The 17391-nt window shown below is 34.3% G+C and carries 13 protein-coding genes, 2 tRNA genes and 1 pseudogene; 6 read left to right on the top strand and 10 right to left on the bottom strand.

The window, feature by feature from the left end:
- Window positions 1–190 (top strand): annotated as a pseudogene (locus ACRRVB_RS02890) (IS5-like element ISCca5 family transposase); the annotation flags it as partial.
- Here ACRRVB_RS02890 and ACRRVB_RS02885 read toward each other — a convergent pair.
- From ACRRVB_RS02885 to ACRRVB_RS02870, 4 genes are all read right to left on the bottom strand, one after another.
- Complete coding sequence (locus ACRRVB_RS02885) at window positions 120–716, bottom strand: hypothetical protein (protein ID WP_432466483.1); 597 nt, start codon at window positions 714–716, stop codon at window positions 120–122. The pseudogene ACRRVB_RS02890 and the gene ACRRVB_RS02885 sit on opposite strands and share 71 nt — an antisense overlap.
- A gap of 388 nt (window positions 717–1104) precedes the next feature.
- On the bottom strand, window positions 1105–4131 hold the full coding sequence (locus ACRRVB_RS02880; RefSeq protein ID WP_432466482.1) for a tetratricopeptide repeat protein: 3027 nt from the start codon (window positions 4129–4131) through the stop codon (window positions 1105–1107).
- 254 nt (window positions 4132–4385) lie between these two features.
- The gene (gene holA / locus ACRRVB_RS02875; RefSeq protein ID WP_432466481.1) at window positions 4386–5405 is read right to left on the bottom strand and encodes a DNA polymerase III subunit delta; all 1020 of its coding nucleotides are present in this window, start codon (window positions 5403–5405) and stop codon (window positions 4386–4388) included.
- Window positions 5406–5500: 95 nt separating this feature from the next.
- Window positions 5501–6157 (bottom strand): ABC transporter ATP-binding protein, encoded by a 657-nt coding sequence (locus ACRRVB_RS02870; protein ID WP_432466480.1) that lies wholly within the window; start codon window positions 6155–6157, stop codon window positions 5501–5503.
- Between the two features lie 85 nt (window positions 6158–6242).
- On the opposite strand from ACRRVB_RS02870, the gene ACRRVB_RS02865 reads away from it, so the two are divergent.
- Window positions 6243–6316: transfer RNA gene (locus ACRRVB_RS02865), tRNA-Arg, on the top strand.
- Between the two features lie 114 nt (window positions 6317–6430).
- Here ACRRVB_RS02865 and ACRRVB_RS02860 read toward each other — a convergent pair.
- Both ACRRVB_RS02860 and ACRRVB_RS02855 read right to left on the bottom strand, forming a co-directional pair.
- Entirely contained in the window at window positions 6431–6889 is a 459-nt protein-coding gene (locus tag ACRRVB_RS02860) for a DUF4293 family protein (protein ID WP_432466479.1), read from the bottom strand.
- Between the two features lie 226 nt (window positions 6890–7115).
- Window positions 7116–7189: transfer RNA gene (locus tag ACRRVB_RS02855), tRNA-Asp, on the bottom strand.
- A 227-nt stretch (window positions 7190–7416) separates the two neighbouring features.
- Between ACRRVB_RS02855 and ACRRVB_RS02850 the strand changes: the two genes are divergently transcribed.
- A complete protein-coding gene (locus tag ACRRVB_RS02850; RefSeq protein WP_014934458.1) occupies window positions 7417–7704 on the top strand; it encodes an HU family DNA-binding protein in 288 nt (95 codons plus the stop codon).
- Window positions 7705–8290: 586 nt separating this feature from the next.
- Here ACRRVB_RS02850 and pth read toward each other — a convergent pair.
- Both pth and ACRRVB_RS02840 read right to left on the bottom strand, forming a co-directional pair.
- Window positions 8291–8848 carry an aminoacyl-tRNA hydrolase gene (pth, locus tag ACRRVB_RS02845; protein ID WP_432466478.1) on the bottom strand — a complete coding sequence of 186 codons (558 nt, stop codon included), beginning with the start codon at window positions 8846–8848 and terminating at the stop codon, window positions 8291–8293.
- Between the two features lie 68 nt (window positions 8849–8916).
- Complete coding sequence (locus ACRRVB_RS02840) at window positions 8917–9501, bottom strand: 50S ribosomal protein L25/general stress protein Ctc (RefSeq protein ID WP_432466477.1); 585 nt, start codon at window positions 9499–9501, stop codon at window positions 8917–8919.
- 659 nt (window positions 9502–10160) lie between these two features.
- On the opposite strand from ACRRVB_RS02840, the gene ACRRVB_RS02835 reads away from it, so the two are divergent.
- Window positions 10161–11660 carry an OstA-like protein gene (locus ACRRVB_RS02835; protein ID WP_432466476.1) on the top strand — a complete coding sequence of 500 codons (1500 nt, stop codon included), beginning with the start codon at window positions 10161–10163 and terminating at the stop codon, window positions 11658–11660.
- Between the two features lie 292 nt (window positions 11661–11952).
- On the opposite strand, the gene prfB is transcribed toward ACRRVB_RS02835, so the two are convergent.
- Together prfB and ACRRVB_RS02825 are read right to left on the bottom strand one after the other, a co-directional pair.
- Window positions 11953–13027, bottom strand: a protein-coding gene (prfB, locus tag ACRRVB_RS02830) for a peptide chain release factor 2 (protein ID WP_432466475.1) whose coding sequence is annotated in 2 segments (ribosomal slippage) — window positions 11953–12969 and window positions 12971–13027 — 1074 coding nt in all. Because the reading frame shifts where the segments join, the coding sequence is not laid out codon by codon here.
- Between the two features lie 18 nt (window positions 13028–13045).
- Window positions 13046–13753: a hypothetical protein gene (locus ACRRVB_RS02825; RefSeq protein WP_432466474.1), complete on the bottom strand. Its 708-nt coding sequence runs from the start codon at window positions 13751–13753 to the stop codon at window positions 13046–13048.
- A gap of 857 nt (window positions 13754–14610) precedes the next feature.
- Between ACRRVB_RS02825 and ACRRVB_RS02820 the strand changes: the two genes are divergently transcribed.
- A complete protein-coding gene (locus ACRRVB_RS02820; RefSeq protein ID WP_432466473.1) occupies window positions 14611–16539 on the top strand; it encodes a DUF1609 domain-containing protein in 1929 nt (642 codons plus the stop codon).
- A gap of 319 nt (window positions 16540–16858) precedes the next feature.
- Window positions 16859–17391, top strand: a 533-nt coding sequence (locus tag ACRRVB_RS02815) for an MBL fold metallo-hydrolase (RefSeq protein ID WP_432466472.1), incomplete at its 3' end; no start/stop codon positions are given.

Here is a 17391-nt window from a genome sequence, read left to right as displayed (position 1 = left end):
TTTTATGTGCTATTGCTCATAACCTACGACTGATTACAAGAAAATTATTCTTAATACCCTCACAGTCAAATAAATTAAAACCTATATAATTAAAATTCTTAATCCAAAACCAGTTATACCTATATCTTGGGTAAGAAAAATAGAGCGCCTGATAAACCATATATATTATAAAGAAATATCCATTCAATAAATTTATTCAAAAATAATATTTCAGGGCCGACTAAATAGAGAATCCATGTTTCTTTATCTTGTTTGAGTTTGAGTGTTCGTATTATATCACCATGCAGCATATCAACTTCTTCTGAATTAAAAATTTCATTATCTGTAATAAGACGAACAAATAAACTACGCTTCTTCCCAGGATTTTCTTGTTCTATTAACAAATTTTTATCAGTATATTGGTATAGAAGTTTAATAGCATCTACATTATCTATTCTGTTCTCACTATCTAATAAAATAGACAATGGAATATCAAAACGTGCACTCTTCTTATTCACGTTTGCTTCTAATTCTGTAATTAGAATTTCAAGTACATCACGGTTTACACCGGATTTTAAATGTTTAATACAATAGTATGTTATTGGCGTAACTCTTTTATCAGGATCAATAATATCAATGTCACTCTTAAATGTATTTATCTCCTTAATAAAGTCCTCCATTTTAGATGGATCATATTCGTATTGCTCTAATACTTCATAAATATTTTTATATGCCATTTCTGTAAAAAATAAAATAAATGAGTTTTTAATGCAGACCTGAATAGGTAAAAAGAAAGAAGACAGAAATCTAAATAGAATAGAAATTCTATCTTCTGTATTTACTTATTATTTAATGATGAAAAAAAGAGAAAAAAATGGTGAAGCACTGTACCGATTTTTTGGTTGTTTTTTACGGTACCGTTTTTGTATTGTACAAAAATAAATTATTAAAGGCAATACTTTTTTAAATATATTTTATATATTAGTATAATACTGATTATCATAATAATTTATGTTTTTTATTTTAGTATTTTGAGTAAAAAATCAGAAGGTCAATTTTATCGCATTTGTTTTTTGATGTCTTTTTCTAAAAGAGCCATGCATACTATAAAAATTTCTTAAAGATCTATGGCGCACTTTTGGGGTGTGATGCTGCTTGCTTAGTAGCCATATTTGCTGCTTTGAGTTGAGCAGTCACTTTGGACTTTTTTTGCTTAGCAACTGCAATATTGTTTTTATTTTTGGATTGCTGAATCATAGAGTCCAAAGTAGCTTTAGCCTGTGTAAGGTTCCCTAACATTATGTAATTGTCCGCCATTAGCAAAAAAGCTCCATCTATATAATGTATATTGTGTGGATATTTTTCTATTAGGTCAAATAAAATATCTAAAGAAGTGGTATAAGCTTTTCGTTTAAATGCTGTATGGGCCAATAGATATTGTGCCTCTGATGCTGTAGCGGTATGCAATGGCTTACTAGCTTTTAAAAAATGGCTTGCAGCACGTTTATATTCTGATCGTTGCATGGCTATTTTGCCTAGATAAAGCCCAGCCTGTTGGAGGGTTTCAACTGGTGCATCCTTAGGGCTATTCAACAATTGTAAACAAGCTGGTGTGGTAATTTGGTATTTTTTTAGGACAAAACTAGCTTTTATAAGCCCCATTAAGGTATGATGGTATTCCTTGTTTGTCAGTTCCATCTTCTGTAATTTTTGGTAATGGGTAATGGCTTCTTTAAAACGTTTGCTTTGGTAAGCTAGGTCACCCATTCTTAGCCATGCTTTTTTATGGAAAGTAGTTTGAGCTATTACCTTTTTATAATAACGTATAGCTGGACCCTGCTTTTGCAGCCTATAATAGCTTTCTGCCATTAAAAAATAAGCTTCTGAAAGCCACTGACTAGAGGGATAGTGCTTATCAAAACCAGCCAGTTTTTGCAATACTTTATGATAAGCCTGATTATAAAAGAGCTGTTTGGCCGCACCAATGGCCTGCTCATCGGAATGACTAGCCAACTTTTGCGTTATATGGGCATACTTTTTTAAATATACGTCTGCTTTTTCAGGGATTCCTTGTACAGCGAATAGGTTGCATAATGCCATTAAAGCACTTTCTGCATGGAAGTGAGTGGGATATTGATCTAAAATCACTTGATAGTCTGCAGCAGCGGATTCATATCTTTGAAGATTTTCATACGCAAGTCCTCGTTTGATTAATAACTCTGGTTGTAAATCACTGGTTGGCTGCCGTTGGATAAGGTGGCTAAATGATTGAATGGCTGCTTCATAGTGGCCTGCGTTGAATATAGTACAAGCTTTATGATAGCATGCTTTTTCATAATACTTGGTCTCTGTATGATGTATGAATATTTCTTGTAGGCAACGCTCTGCCTGAACTTTGTCTCCTAATATCTCGTAAATCAGAGCTTCTTGGTAGCGAACATGGGCAGAATGATAGGTATACACACGTGCATACAGCCTAAGCGCTTCTTTGTAATCTTTCTTTACATAATAACAATCAGCCAACCTAAGAATGGCATCATAGTGGGTAGCAGCAGGCTGTTTTTGGGTAATCCTTATATAGGCTTCAAACGTTTGGGCGGCAGTGGTGTAATGGCCCGTGTTAAAGTAACTATAGGCTAATCCATATAGGTTTTTTGCATAATAAAGTGTATTTACCCCATCTTGTTGCCGATATTTTTTGTAAAATCTTAAAGCTTTTTCATATGCGCCAAGGGCAGAAAAGGCTTCTCCTAACCAAAACTGGGCTTGTAGTACCAAAGCGGATTTACAAGGGAAAAGTAGAGATTGTTTTAAATATTGTATGGCAGCATCGAACCTATCTGCATTGTATGCTGATAATCCTTGGTAAAAAAGTGCTTTCTGGTATAATCTTAAAAGTGGTTCTGTTTTATAGGGCAGTGCGGCCATATAATCTATGGCCTGTTGGTAAGCCTTTATTTTGTAATAACAAGTTACCAGTAAGGCTTGTGCAGCCGAAAGATTTTTACTATCTGGTCGGGCTTGAATAAAAGCCGTCATTGTTTCTATAACTTCTGCAATGGCGCCCTGTTGGTAATGTAAGCTTGCACCTTTGATCGCTGCTAAATCGCTGATGGCTGGATCAAATTTTAGCCGTGCAGCTTGGACAAAAGCAGCTGTTGCCGCTGACAGGTTACCTTTTTTTTCGTACATTAGCCCACTATAGTAGGCAGCAATTTGACCGGGATGATCTTCCTTTTCTAACAATTTCTGAAAACAGGTTTCTGCTTCAGGGTATTGTCCCGTTTTGTATAACGCATGGCCCAGCTTAGCCCATGTCATACGGACGGTATCTTTATCTAAGGCTGCTTGATAGTGGACAATGGCTGCTGGATATTGTTTGAGAAAAAAGTAGGCATCCCCAATAAGAAGTTGATCTTGTCTGCCAAAAGATGAAGCCGGACAACTCTGCACATAGGCTAACAATGATGAAAAGTTGCCTGCTTTATGGTATACCTTTACAATCAAACTTTGGGTTTCTTCTTTGTATTTTGTCTTGGCTGCTTGTAGTGCGACTAGTGCACCATCATAATCTCCTTGCTCAAAAGCTATATACGCCATCTGTAATTGTGCAGGGTAATAGTAAGGATGTGTTTTTTTCTTAATAGCTAAAAAACTTTTTTTTGCATTTTCCCAATCTTTTAATTGCAAATAGGTAGCTCCTATCGCATATTGAAATGCTGTGCGTGCTTTAGGTGTTAAGCGATCTGGATTAATATTTTGATATAGGGTGAGGCTTTTATCCCACAAACCTACTTTAGAAAAACAATGGGCCAAATGATAACGCACAGTTTCTACATGTGGACTAGTAGGATGCTTTACTATAAAATATTGTAACAGCATCACTATATGGGGATCTTTGTTTTCTAAGGCAGATAAGACCAAATAATAAGCAGCTTCTTCTTGCTTGTATTTTTTGGACTGCTGGGTTGTATAGGTTTCGAAGTACTTTTGTGCCGCTGCATATTCCTGTTGGTCAAAGTGGATTAACCCTTCATGAAAGATAGCCTCTGGAAATGAGACAGACGAATGGTTGGTTGAAGGGTATCCCTTATAAGGGATAGTCATGAAGAAAATGGCCATTGCCATAACGGTGTATATTCGTTGTATCATAAGTATATTAGCTTCAAAGTAAACCGCTTCTCTGGTAACAGTTTTGGTGCTATAGCAAACTGGGTCAATATGCCTATACCACTAAGTAGCATAGAGGGCCGATAATGGGCTCCATTTATAAAAATGGTTCGTACATTCTATAGCTCCAAAATAGGAATTTCTATTTTATCTTGCTACGCTAGCATAGCTATTTTACATTTTGTCTGCAAAATAGCACCTACTGAATAGAACTTGTTGGCTTTTCACAAGTCAATTTAAGGGTGCATCAATTTAAAAATTAATTCTTTCATAATTTGGAAATCATTCATATTGGAATGAATGCCTTTTAATTGAAGATCCGCTTGATGGAGAAAGGTTATGTTATGCATGGTTTGGCGCAATGTATACTTTTGGACCGCATCAAGATACCCTTTTATAAAATAGGGATGTATATCAACTTGTTGTGCAATCTTAGTAGGAATGGTTTCTTTGGTTTGGTGCAATACCAGTAGCTTGGCAAAAAGATTGTATAAGATGGTTACAATAGGCAACGCAGCATGTTCTTTGGCACTAGATGCACAAATACCAATCATTTGGTAGCTTCTGGGATAATCTTTCTGCATAATGGCTTTTTGTAGTTCAAATACATTGAAAGGCTTGTGTAGCCCTATATAGGCTTCTACGGTATCATCTGTAATTGTACTGTTTGGAGTAAGGTTAATACGTAATTTATGGAGTTCACTGGCTATTCTGGTTAAATCATTACCTATATAGGCTTCTACTAAGTAAACCGCTTCTTCTGTGATAGACAGTTGAAGGTTTTGTACAAAAGACTTGATAAAAGCAGGCAATTGTGCATCATATAGTTTTTTGGAAGTAATCAACACATTGTGTTTGCTTAATGCTTTTCCAAAAGCACTTCTTCCATCTATTGTTTTGTATTTGTGTGCAAAAACCAATAAAGTAGTAGGTTGTGGATGCTGCACATAATGTAATAATAGCTGTTGGCCCATCCCGTTTTTTAAGTCTGCCATCTCTTGTGCTTCTTTGACGATAACCACTTGTAGGCTAGCGGCCATTGGAAAACGGCGTGCTTGGGTAAGTAGTGTAGCCATGCTGCATTCTTTCCCATAAAAAATGGTTAAATTAAAGTTTTGTTCAGCTGGCGTCAGTAGTTTTTCTTCGAGATATTGTGTAATGGCATCGATATAATATACTTCTTCTCCTTGCAAAAAATAAATAGGGGCATAGCTGTTTTTTTGCAAATCTGCTAGAATCTTTTGTGGAGATTGCATGATAAGATTGATTTTTTATATTTAAAAACGAACTGTTTTTTTACTTTTTAAGGGATCATAATTGCCCCTATGCTTTAGGGTTGCCCGCTACAACTTTAAGCTGGCTGTAATATACCATCTTTTAGTAGTAAAACTTTATCTGTAATAGTTGCCAATGATTGGTTATGGGTTACCAAAACGAAAGTTTGCTTTAGCCGCTTAGAAAGATCTAAGAAAAGTGCATGTAGCATTTCTGCATTTTTGGAATCAAGATTACCACTGGGTTCATCAGCAAACACAATAGATGGATCGTTGATCAATGCCCTAGCCATAGCAGCACGCTGTCGTTCTCCTCCAGAAACAGCCTCCGGTAAGTAGTTTTTTCGATGGCTAATGCCAAGTAAATCTAAAAGGTGACTGGCTTTTTGGACTACTTCTTTTTTAGAAAAAGCGCCAATATAGCCGGGCATACAGACGTTTTCGAAAAGGGTAAATTCGGGTAAAAGGTTATGAAACTGAAATACAAATCCTACTTTTTTATTTCTAAATGTTGCCAATGCACGATCTTTCAGTGCTATAAGATCTATTCCATCCAGTATTAAAAGGCCACTATCTGGCCTCTCTAATGCAGATAAAAGATGTAATAACGTAGTTTTTCCAGCTCCAGAGGGGCCCATAATGGCGACTATTTCCCCCGTATGGATGCATAGATCGATCTGTTTCAGAATTTTATATCCATGGTAAGATTTACAAACTTGTTTGGCTACAAGCATATATATGCATAAAATTTTGTATTTTTAGTTCAACTTTAAAAGTTTGCTGTAAAAATAGGTTGTAAATATACAAAATTTTGGTCATGCGCTCGTAGTTCAACCGGATAGAACGTCGGATTTCGGCTCCGAAGGTTGAGGGTTCGAGTCCTTCCGAGCGCACAGCTTGAATGATAGAAAAGCGACAACTAGTCTAAACGAAAATAAGCTGCAAATAAATCCAAAAGTAGCTCCAATCTCTCCCAATGGATAGATAGTGATAATATGGGGTCCCCCTTAGCGCAAAGAGTCCTCATTCACCAATCGGATATCTTTTTGAATATGATGCCGTGCCAATAGGTTGGCTACTAAAGCGATGAAGGGAAAAACGATTCCTACTTTATAGCTGCTATATCCATTTGGCAAATAGCCCCTATTCGCCTTGTTAACCAACATCCAAATGGCCACCCCTAGTATAATTAATAGTAGGCTGATGTGTGTAGTTAAATGGAGTTGTAATTTTCTATGGTTATGCCGCATGATGGCATATACTGCTGTTCCCATAAGGTAACAGCAGTACAAAGCGCAACAACCATAGGGAAATATAATATATTGATCTGTAGAAAGAATAAGTGCATACGGTTTGATGGTACAAATACGATCTAAACTTACTTTTACCCAAACTGAAACGTTCAAAAAAGCAGCCATAGCCATACAGACTATGCCTAAATAAAGCGATTGAATTCTTTGAATCATGTGCAATGGTATATAAAGAATAGAAAAAGCCACGGAAATAGCAGGTTAAATAGCAATGCCCATAGGCCATACATCCTTAGCTTTGATTTACATAATTGACTACTATTTTATCCATCGATTAGGCTATTAACCTATGGCTTGTTACATCTACATGTAACTTTATTTACATACGAAACCTTAGTATGTACTAGTGGAACGATTTTTCTATCTTAACCTCGGAAAGAAGCGGTCTGGACGGGACTCGAACCCGCGACCTCCTACGTGACAGGCAGGCATTCTAACCAACTGAACTACCAGACCGTAAAATTTCTAACGACTTCTACGATGAAATACAAATTTAATGTATAAATTACTATTTATCAAAAAAAATAATCGTTTTATGTAGGAAAATAATTGCAAGTTCAACCTGTCTCATGTAAATTCACAGGATAATAATGAACATGTTATCATAGCATATTGTGGGTGGGTGTAGTGCTAAACTATCCATCTAGATAAATCGCTATATAATTTTTAAATCTCTATATACCATGACCAAATCAGAAGTAATTTTAGCAATCGCTCGGAAAACAGGGATTGATAAAGAAGATGTTAAAAATACGATCGATGAATTATTTCGTGTTATTCAAGATGCTGTAATAGATGATCATCGCGTACATTTTAGTGGTTTTGGTAGTTTTTCTAAAAAGAAACGTGCTAAAAAAATTGGGCGTAATATTAGTACCAATACAGCTATCGTTGTAGAGGAACACTATATTCCATTTTTTAAGCATTCTAAGTTCTTTGCAGCAAAAATTAAAGCGGCTGGTGCTACATAACCTTTATAAGGCTAGATATATAGTGCTATCATTATGGCAATGATAGACAATGATAAAATGTTTTTTCTAATATGAGAAAAAAACTTGATAAAAAATCTAATGTAAGAATGTCATGGTATCTATTCAGATCAAGAAGGCTGTTAAATAACAAAATAGTATCTACTTTAAGCTTCTAACGCTTTGCAAATTTGCAAAGTACTATTGCAAAAGAACATTAAGTGTTAGATGTTACTTTTTACTTGGTTAGTTGTGTTCATGAAGTAAAAGGTGGTATGAATATAGTGCTCCTGTTAGGCGCTAAAACCCATAAGTAAATCCCATACTTTTACTAGGTCCTATGGTATATCTATTCAATCACCTGTAACCATGCCATTACCTTCTTAAGAAGCACAAAAATAACCCTGTATAAAAAGCTTTCAAGGCACTGTTTATACTTGGAAAAACAAAAGACACCTCCTTACATTCCGTACTAAGCGAATTGGTGCATCATTTATAAGCAGTGCCTTGAAAGCTTTTTAATAGAGCTTAATTTGTATTTTATTTTTTGATCCACCAAACTGATCTGAATAGGTACGTTGTATCTTGTTTAATTAAACTGGTTCATAGCATTTGTAATGCCTTTATGACACCAAGTCATTAATATTTGATAAGCTTTATCTAGGTGGTCATCTATTGCTTGTAATTCTTTTTCATTAAACTTATTTAAAACAAAATCTGAAAGTTTTCCTTTAGGAAAATCATTTCCAATGCCTATTCGAAGGCGTGGATAGTGGTTTGAAGCCAAAGCATGGGCAATGCTTTTTAGGCCATTGTGGCCTGCATCAGTGCCTTTCGTCCGCAAACGCATTGTACCGAAAGGAAGGGTGATGTCATCTACGATCGTCAAACTTTGTTCAACTGGTATTTTTAAGTAGTGCAGCCAATAGTGAACCGATTTACCACTATTATTCATATAGGTGGTAGGCTTAATCATATATACTTGATGTGGATCGTGGGTAAAAGAAGAGATAGCAGCCAACCGACTTGTTTGAAAAGTAACTTTTTGTTGAGCTGCTAGATGGTCCACTACTAAAAAACCTATATTGTGCCTAGTATGGACATATTCTGGACCAATATTTCCCAATCCAACTAGTAGTAATTTCATAGGCTATTTTAGACGCTATGGCTATTGATGGTATTTCTTCAAAACGATTTCCCAAAGGCAACGTATGATTACTTACCTTTTTTCTCCTCCTTACTAGCTGCACTACGCAATGCCCTTGGAATCTCAATAGAGGCTACTGGTGTATTAGGCAAGGCTAAAATAGTATAATTTTCTATTGGAATTTGATGCACTCGTACAATTTGCCCCAAGTCAAGATGAGAAACATCGATATCCACTATTGATGGCATATTATTTGGATAAGCTGAAATAGGCAGTTTCCTTTGCTTTTTAGAGAGGACGCCTCCTTTGGCTACACCAATTGCTTTGCCGACAAATGCAGTTGGGATATCCATTTTAATTTTTTTAGTATCAAAAATTTGCAAAAAATCTACATGCAACATCATTTCACTTACTGGATGGAATTGCATTTCTTGTAAAATACATCTGTACATAGACCCTTCAATATTGAGGTCTACAAAATGGGCATGAGGTGTATAAATCAAATCACGTAAAAGCACCATAGGTACATAAAAATGTACTTGCTCCGTACCACCATATAGTACCCCTGGGACTTGTGCCGCTGCTCTTAGTTTTTTAGATTCGGCTTTACCGAGATTTGCTCTTTTATACCCTAAAATCTCTATTGCTTTCATATTTGTGCTTTGTGATCAATTAAAAAGTTAACCCACCCTCGATTGCAAATACAGGGCTTAAGATTACGGCATGAATGGCTTTTTACAGCTGGTTTTCAACTTGAAAGTATCCAGTTTTTTCTCTTGATTTATATATATCCATATAATTCTTGATCATTTCATACTGGATTTCTATACTCTATATGTTGAAACGATGCACTGCAAGTTCGGGTTGTTTTCCCAAAGCCGGACAGTAAAATTTTCCTGATGGGTATGTATCTGGAATCCAATACATGACTAGTAGCTACCATCATGTGGCCATTACACTGAAGAATCAAATTTAATAAAAAAAGTGTGGAGATAAAAAGTATCGTGGACTGAAAAAATAGTAAACCGAAAAATTAGGACCAACTTTTATAAATTTTGTTTGATCCTTTTCCTATTTTCTGGTCATATACATTAGTAATTTATTAATCTGATTTACAGTAAATTAGTGTTTATATTTTAATATTTATACTGATTCAATAAGTATATTTTCTGCCTTTATTGGGGTGTTATATATAATATGAGGTTACCTGATCCCACTTGATAAACCCTTAGGTCATTATCTTGCTTTTTATTAAGTTTGAATGATTTATTTTTGAAAAGATAGAAAAGTGTGTAAGCGAATTATTTATTTTGTGGCATATCTACTGACTTTGCCCCTTTCTATTTGGGCTGACGTTCTCACTTATAAAGCAGATCGGTTGGAAGGCGACGTAGTAGATAATAAGCCCTGTAAGAAACTAGAAGGGAATGTGGTATTTACTTTCCATACAAATGGTATCGTATTGACTGCAGATAAGGCCTATCAATATGATGATCAGGCGCTGATAAAAGCGCAGGGTAATGTCAAAATTATCGATCAAGAAGGTGGCGTTGTAGAAAGTGTTTTCTTAACCTATTACTTATTAGAAAAGCGAGCTATTTTTCAAAAAAATGTACGCTGTTCATCTAAAAAGGCTACATTTTATACCCCTGAATTGATCTACGATGTAGAAAAAAAACAAGGTAAGTTTTTGCAAGGGGGAAAGTTGGTACAAGATCAAATGGTTTTAACCAGTAGTATGGGCCTTTATGATGGGCACCATCATAAAGTTACCTTTTCCGATAAGGTGGTATTAGTAGACCCTAGCTATACCTTCCATTCCGATCAGCTGGATTACGATACTGAATCAGAGGTCGCTTATTTTCGAGGCGCTACCAAAATTATTTATCATGATGGAGTACTTACGACCCATAAGGGGGGGTATTATGCATTGCCTAAAAAACAGCTTGCTTTTGAACAAGGGGCACTTACTACAGAAAATATGACACTTTCTGCAGACCATTTAGAGATTATTAATGGGGAAGATTGCGCAGCTACTGGTCATGTCTCACTTTGTTCGCAAAAGCATGATGCTTTAATAACCGGTGGTAAGGCTAGTTATGCTGGAAAAGAGAAAAAAGGTGTGATAACAGGTAGCCCACTGTTAACCAAGGTAATAAATAATGAAATGATCTATTTGCGTGCAGATACTTTTGTTATTTTGGAAAAAAATGAACCACCAGAGCAAGAAATTCATGCCTTAAACCATGTTAGGCTCTACCAAGAAGTTTTACAGGGTGTTGCAGATGGCGCTGTTTATAATACCAGTAAAAACACAATTTGTTTACATAATAAGCCGGTTATTTGGTGCGGTCAATACCAAATTACAGGAGAAGCAGTACACTTGGCTATAGAGGAAGCAGAGCATGTGCGTATGTTTGTAGATAAAAATTTATTTATGGCCTCAGAAAATTTAGTTGGTCACTACAATCAAGTAAAGGGGAATAAACTAGTTGGACTTTTTAAAGAAGGTGTGATTCAAAAAATGTCGATAAGTGGTAATAGTGAGAGTATATATTTTGCGCTTGGGGATAACAATGAGTTGGTAGGTATGAACCATATCAAGTGTAATGGTATGGAAATGACTATGGTTGATAATACATTGGCGCAAATGACTTGCCAACCCAAACCAATAGGCGTCTTTTACCCAGCAGAAAATTTAAAAGAAGCTCAAATGAAATTACCTGGTTTTGTTTGGTTTGGTGAAAAATGGCCTACGAAAGCAAATATTTTAGAAGGACTACTTAAAAATGAGACGGATCAAAATCCTTAGTTGTATTTATACAAAATTGGTTTTGAACCATCTATACTAACCATAGGCGTCAAGTTAACGATTCTGTCGTCTTGGCTTAGAAAAAATATTATTTTGGCGTTTTGATTTAAAAAATCAGTGTCTATCTTTGCTATTACTCGTAAATTATTCCCTTATTTTAAACCATTTTGTTCATCACCCGAAGTAATTTTGTTATTGTGCCTAGTACCCCTTTATCTTTATAAAATTGCAACGATCTATGACTAACTGTTTTTTGTTTTTCCTAGACTCTTTTTAAGATGCAAAGCATGATTTAAGGTTGTAATAAATAGGCTTTTATAAAGCCATCAATAGCACCATCTAGTACATTTTCTACATCCTTTCGTTCATATCCTGTTCGGTTGTCCTTGATAACTTTATAAGGATGTAGTACATAGCTTCTAATTTGAGCGCCAAATTCAATCTTTTTTTTGCTGCGTTCTATTTCTTGTTGTTTGGCTCTTCTTTTTTCTAGTTCTTGCTGATAGAGCTTAGATTTAAGCAATTGTAAAGCTTTATCTCTATTTTGTAGCTGAGAACGCTCTTGTTGGCATTCTACTACTGTTCCAGTTGGTATATGCTTTACACGAACTGCTGTTTCTACTTTATTGACATTTTGCCCACCGGCTCCACCAGATCGAAAGGTGTCCCAACTTAGATCGGCAGGATTTATTTCAATTTTTATAGAATCATCGATAACAGGGGCTGCATATATGGAAGCAAAAGAGGTATGTCTTTTACCTGCCGCATCAAAGGGAGAGAGACGTACCAGTCGATGAATACCCACTTCTGCTTTGATGTACCCATAAGCATAGGAACCTATCACTTCCAACGTAACAGCCTTTATACCAGCACTATCCCCTGGTTGGTAATGAATTACTTTAACGGTATAGCCCTGTTTGGCTGCCCACATGGTATACATACGGACCAACATCTCGGCCCAATCTTGGCTTTCTGTACCACCTGCACCTGGCTTTATATCTATGATCGCATTTAAATGATCTTCTTCTCCATCCAACATTTTTTTTAATTCAATGGCTTCTAGTAAAGTAGCAAGCCCAGATGCTACAAGGGACAGCTCTTCTTGAGCCATTGTATCTTCTTCAAATAAAGATTCTAATAAAAGAAGCTCATCCCATTGGTTCTGCAAGGTATTGAATTGATCAATGGTTTCTTTTAAAATTTTGATTTTTTGGATCGTTTGTTGTGCTTCGGCTGGGTTTGACCAAAATGAAGAAGAAGCAACTGCTGCTTCTAACCACTGTAATTCTCTATTTTTATCAGCATAGTCAAAGAAAGTCCCTTAAGGCCTCTATTCTTTCTGCTAGGTGGGTGTACTTGGTTTTCATAAAACTTATTTTAATGAACTACTTTTTTGTAAAATGAAGCCGATTGCCTATAGCATGTTCTACTTGATCCGGAGCGAAGACATGATGGGTAACACGTATGGTTTTTTTATCTTTAGTGACTTCACTTAGTGGATTACTATAATCCTCAATTGTATTACAGAAAGTATAGATAGTTGTATAGGTGGACTCTTTAAAAAAGGAGGCTAGATCCAAACTTTTAACTAAAGAATTATCATATTGCTGGTAAAGGAGTAGCTTCTTTGCAACACCATTTAGATCTTCTCGGATAAAAAGTACATCATCAAGACTAAAATAGGTAATCTTAGGAGGATCTAACCCTTTATTAAGCTTTCCCATCGCTTTATTAAGTGCTTGAATTGTATTAAATTTAAACATCAACTTAAATTTGAGCATTTTTTCATCATACGCTACATCTACCTGGCTAATACCTGCTATTGTTTCAAATTTTGTGCTAGCATTACTAAATGCTTTATAACCAATAGTTTTAGTTACATCTTTATAATTTTTATTTAAGTATTTAATAACCGAAATTAAATAACTGGTCTTTGTTAAATCTACTTCAATGCTAAATTGACCAGATCCATCTTCATTAAAATCTGCTTTTTCTATAAAATCTACTCCTAAAGCAAAGCTATTAGAGAGAGATTGAAAAAAAAAGAGGAATAGAAAAACTATAAATCTTGCTTTTTGGGGCTGGATCGGCATAAAAAATAAAAGACTAAAAAATAAAAATAAAAAAATAGCTGGCTTTTACATCAAAAAGTTTCTATACATCCACAATCATATATAAATATATTATTGCTATTAAACAACAGCTATTATTTTATTTATAACCTACAAAACACTAAAATTACACGCCTAGTGTTGGATTACTTGAAATGACTCAAATGTATGAAATTTTTATAAAATTTATTTTGGTTTATCGAAAGGCAAGCGATTATCTAGCCGCTTTTATCCTTAATGCATAACGGATCTAATTTATCACTTTCTTGCATGAATTAACATAAATCTTTTGCTGTTTACTATTTAAATGTACATTTAAATAGTAAACTTGCTTTTTTTGTTTAAACAAGTGACTAATTGAGTTAAATGAATTAAAACATGAATTATTTAATATTTTTAGTTTGATAATCAATTATAAAAATTTAATAGAATTTATGTATAAACAGTTGTATAAAAAATATTTTAGATAAACCATTATAGTTATCAGGTTCTTATATTATAAATTACTTTATAAAAGTAGGTCAAATCGTTAATTTTTTAGTAAAAATACCAATACAATACTGTATTAAAATAGATGTAAATCAAGTATATAAATCTATAATTTATCTTAACTATTAACTACATGACCAGAAAGTGGATCATTCTTATTCATAATTGGAGTGAGGCTATGGCCTATTTTTTAATTAAATTTGAAAATATGATTTAATAAACCTAAAAATAATTTACACATTTACATAGGCAAAGCCGTTTACATATCTTTTTGAGATTACAATGGCTATTTTTGCTTTTAAACTTTCTATGATAGGTTAGCAATCCTTTAATTTTTTAATTACTTGTTCATGTTACGCTCCTTTTTTTCTTTAAATATTATTTTATTTCTATTTTCCTCTTGCATAGCGCATCGTTTAGCCATTGGCGAAAATTTTACAAAAGCTATCAATTCGAATGAAACAAGTAAGAATAAAGAAAGTAGTAAAAAAACTGACGGCCACGACACCGTAAAGAAAAGTATTGAGGACATCGCATCTGATCACCTTGAGCGAACCATAAAAGGATTAGAATTGTCAGAAAAATTTTTCGATTCATTCGATAAAAGTGAAGCTAATTTTATAGAATTTAACGGAAAGACTGCTATGCTTCAGCATGAAAAAGAATCTACTATTCTAGAGTTGTATTATAAATATGGGACATATGATGCGATACCCTATTGGACAAAATGGGAGAATGTGACAGAAGATAAAAAAGCAGCTGTTGTGGATACACTAAGAGGTGTAGTAATAAGCCGTGCTCACCTAAGTATGGGACTAGCAGCACTAGCTACGTATTCTAAAGAAAAAAAATTGGACTATCCCTCGATAAAAAAAGATTTTGGTAAAATAAATAATATTGCTGATCAAGCAGAAATATTATTTAAAAAAGGGGGAGAAATGTTTGGTAAGGTCATTACTGATGTGCTCATAAATCTCTTAAAATATGTAAATAAAAGTCTTAGAATACATCCTCCTAAACCATCTGATATAGTTCCTAATAAATATTGTCCAGCCGAATATGATATATATACATTTTATAGCAAAAGAAATAAAAAATACGATGATGGATTATATTTAAGTCATAACATTCCTGATTTAGTTAAAACTATACATGAAGAATTTGGTCAAACTAATTTGGCTATAATAAATAGCCAATACGAGTATAAATATCAAATTAAAGCGCATGATATATATAAGAAAGTCTTAAAATTATCTAAAACAGTTGGCAAGCATTGTGCGGCTCAGTTTTATATAGACGCTATTTCTATATTCGAAGACAAAAAATCTAAGTATTCCGATGTGTTTTACGAGACACGAGTGGGTGAAAGAGATTATAGCATATATGATCTGGTTAGTGAGGATAAATTTTTCGAAGATTTGAAAACACAGGCAAAAAAAACAAAAAATCACGATCTGTCCTTTATGGCGGAGAAGGCACATAAGGCATATATAGTATATGAGCTTATTAAGCTAGAAATTGATAAATGTTTTGAAAAGGCGCAAAAAATATATGACACAATAACAGCTGATCAGATCGCTCAAAAAAAACGTTACAGTTCTAATTCAAAACAGAGAAATCAAAAGAAATCAAAAGCAGTAAAAGCAGTAAAAGCAGTAAAAGAAAAAGCAGTAAATACAATAAGTTTTTCTAATAGTGATAAAGATGTATCGTTAAAGGTAAATTCTCTTTTTTCTAATAGTCTTTATACGCTTCATCCTAGAGTAACGCGTTGGGAAACAGCAACCGAACAGGATATAGCAAATTTTGATCTTCACAAAAAAAGAAACTATAGTAAGCTTACGGATAAAGCTAAGCGTTACAGTAGGTGTGTTCATTACCTTCCTGGTGCAGAATGTCTACTTTCTTCTGATGATGCTAAAAAGTATTTTTTTGATACCAATAAGGGCGTTTCAGCATTTGCAACTATGCAGATCGGTGATGACCCTGCGATCGAAGGTGTTCTTGAATTTGGTATTGATAATCAAGAAGATAAAAAAATAATTTATCATGCAATGTTCAATGATAACATACAAAAACTTTCTCAAATTAAATCTCCTATATTAGAAGAATACTCAAAAGAAGATCAAAAATTTAGTACGTGGTCTAGTAAATCTACTATTGCAATAGAAAATGATGGATATGAGATCACTATAAATGATCCTTTCAATTTTATCAATCCTACTGATTATCCTACTAAAATACTTACCCTTTATCCTAAATTAGGGTATAAAAAATGATTTTTAGATATGAATGATCTCATCCATATTAGGGTATTAGGCAAAAGGATCTGTCGCATCTCTATTTATGTGCATTCTGAACTGGAATAGTATTATTTTGATAATAAGTTATAAAAATTTAATAGAATTTAATGCCTAATTTCTTAGTAAGAATACCAATCAAATACTGTTTAAAAATTCTGTAAATCAAGTAAATAAATATAGAATGCACGTTTAAATATACTTCATAGATCACCATAAAAATATAAATTGCAAACTATTCATCCAACGAATCCATCTAGCATGCACGTTAGTACCTTGAATACAGAAAATTAAGCATATGATTATTAAAGATTTAATTATACTAGGATGTAGTGCACAGTATTCAACTCGATTTCGGAATAATGGGGCTTATCTTCTTCGATGGAATAGAGAAGGGTTTTTATTTGATCCTGGAGAGGGGACGCAAAGGCAATTTATTTTTGCAGAAATAGCTCCTTCTACTGTTACAAGAATTTTTATTAGTCATTTTCATGGAGATCATTGTTTAGGACTTGGTGCCATATTGATGTGCCTCAATCTAGATAGGGTCAAGCGTCCCATTTATTGTTACTATCCATCAAGTGGCAAGGTATATTTTGACCGGTTGCGCTATGGAACGGCCAATAAAAATGACATTCAAGTCATTGAGTATCCGGTTTCTAAAGAAGGAGTGGTGCACAAAGATGATAAATTTACAATTGAAGCTAAATTTCTTGATCATAGAGTTGATAATATAGGATGGCGCATCACGGAAGCTGATTCTATAAAATTTGATAAAGAAAAACTCCAAGCCAAAAATATTTCAGGGATTCAGGTTCGAGACCTCCAAAA

The sequence above is a fragment of the Candidatus Cardinium hertigii genome (assembly GCF_050864855.1).
Taxonomy (GTDB): domain Bacteria; phylum Bacteroidota; class Bacteroidia; order Cytophagales; family Amoebophilaceae; genus Cardinium; species Cardinium hertigii_C.
Note: the sequence above shows the minus strand (reverse complement) of the source record. Positions and strands in the feature narration are given on the sequence as shown.

Bases quoted from the DNA above. Each gene is read 5' to 3' on its own strand.
- ACRRVB_RS02820 (WP_432466473.1), top strand. From the start codon at position 14,611: ATGTTACGCTCCTTTTTTTCTTTAAATATTATTTTATTTCTATTTTCC.
- ACRRVB_RS02850 (WP_014934458.1), top strand. From the start codon at position 7,417: ATGACCAAATCAGAAGTAATTTTAGCAATCGCTCGGAAAACAGGGATT.
- holA (WP_432466481.1), bottom strand. From the start codon at position 5,405: ATGCAATCTCCACAAAAGATTCTAGCAGATTTGCAAAAAAACAGCTAT.
- ACRRVB_RS02860 (WP_432466479.1), bottom strand. From the start codon at position 6,889: ATGATTCAAAGAATTCAATCGCTTTATTTAGGCATAGTCTGTATGGCT.
- ACRRVB_RS02825 (WP_432466474.1), bottom strand. From the start codon at position 13,753: ATGCCGATCCAGCCCCAAAAAGCAAGATTTATAGTTTTTCTATTCCTC.
- pth (WP_432466478.1), bottom strand. From the start codon at position 8,848: ATGAAATTACTACTAGTTGGATTGGGAAATATTGGTCCAGAATATGTC.
- ACRRVB_RS02840 (WP_432466477.1), bottom strand. From the start codon at position 9,501: ATGAAAGCAATAGAGATTTTAGGGTATAAAAGAGCAAATCTCGGTAAA.
- ACRRVB_RS02885 (WP_432466483.1), bottom strand. From the start codon at position 716: ATGGCATATAAAAATATTTATGAAGTATTAGAGCAATACGAATATGAT.
- ACRRVB_RS02880 (WP_432466482.1), bottom strand. From the start codon at position 4,131: ATGATACAACGAATATACACCGTTATGGCAATGGCCATTTTCTTCATG.
- ACRRVB_RS02870 (WP_432466480.1), bottom strand. From the start codon at position 6,157: ATGCTTGTAGCCAAACAAGTTTGTAAATCTTACCATGGATATAAAATT.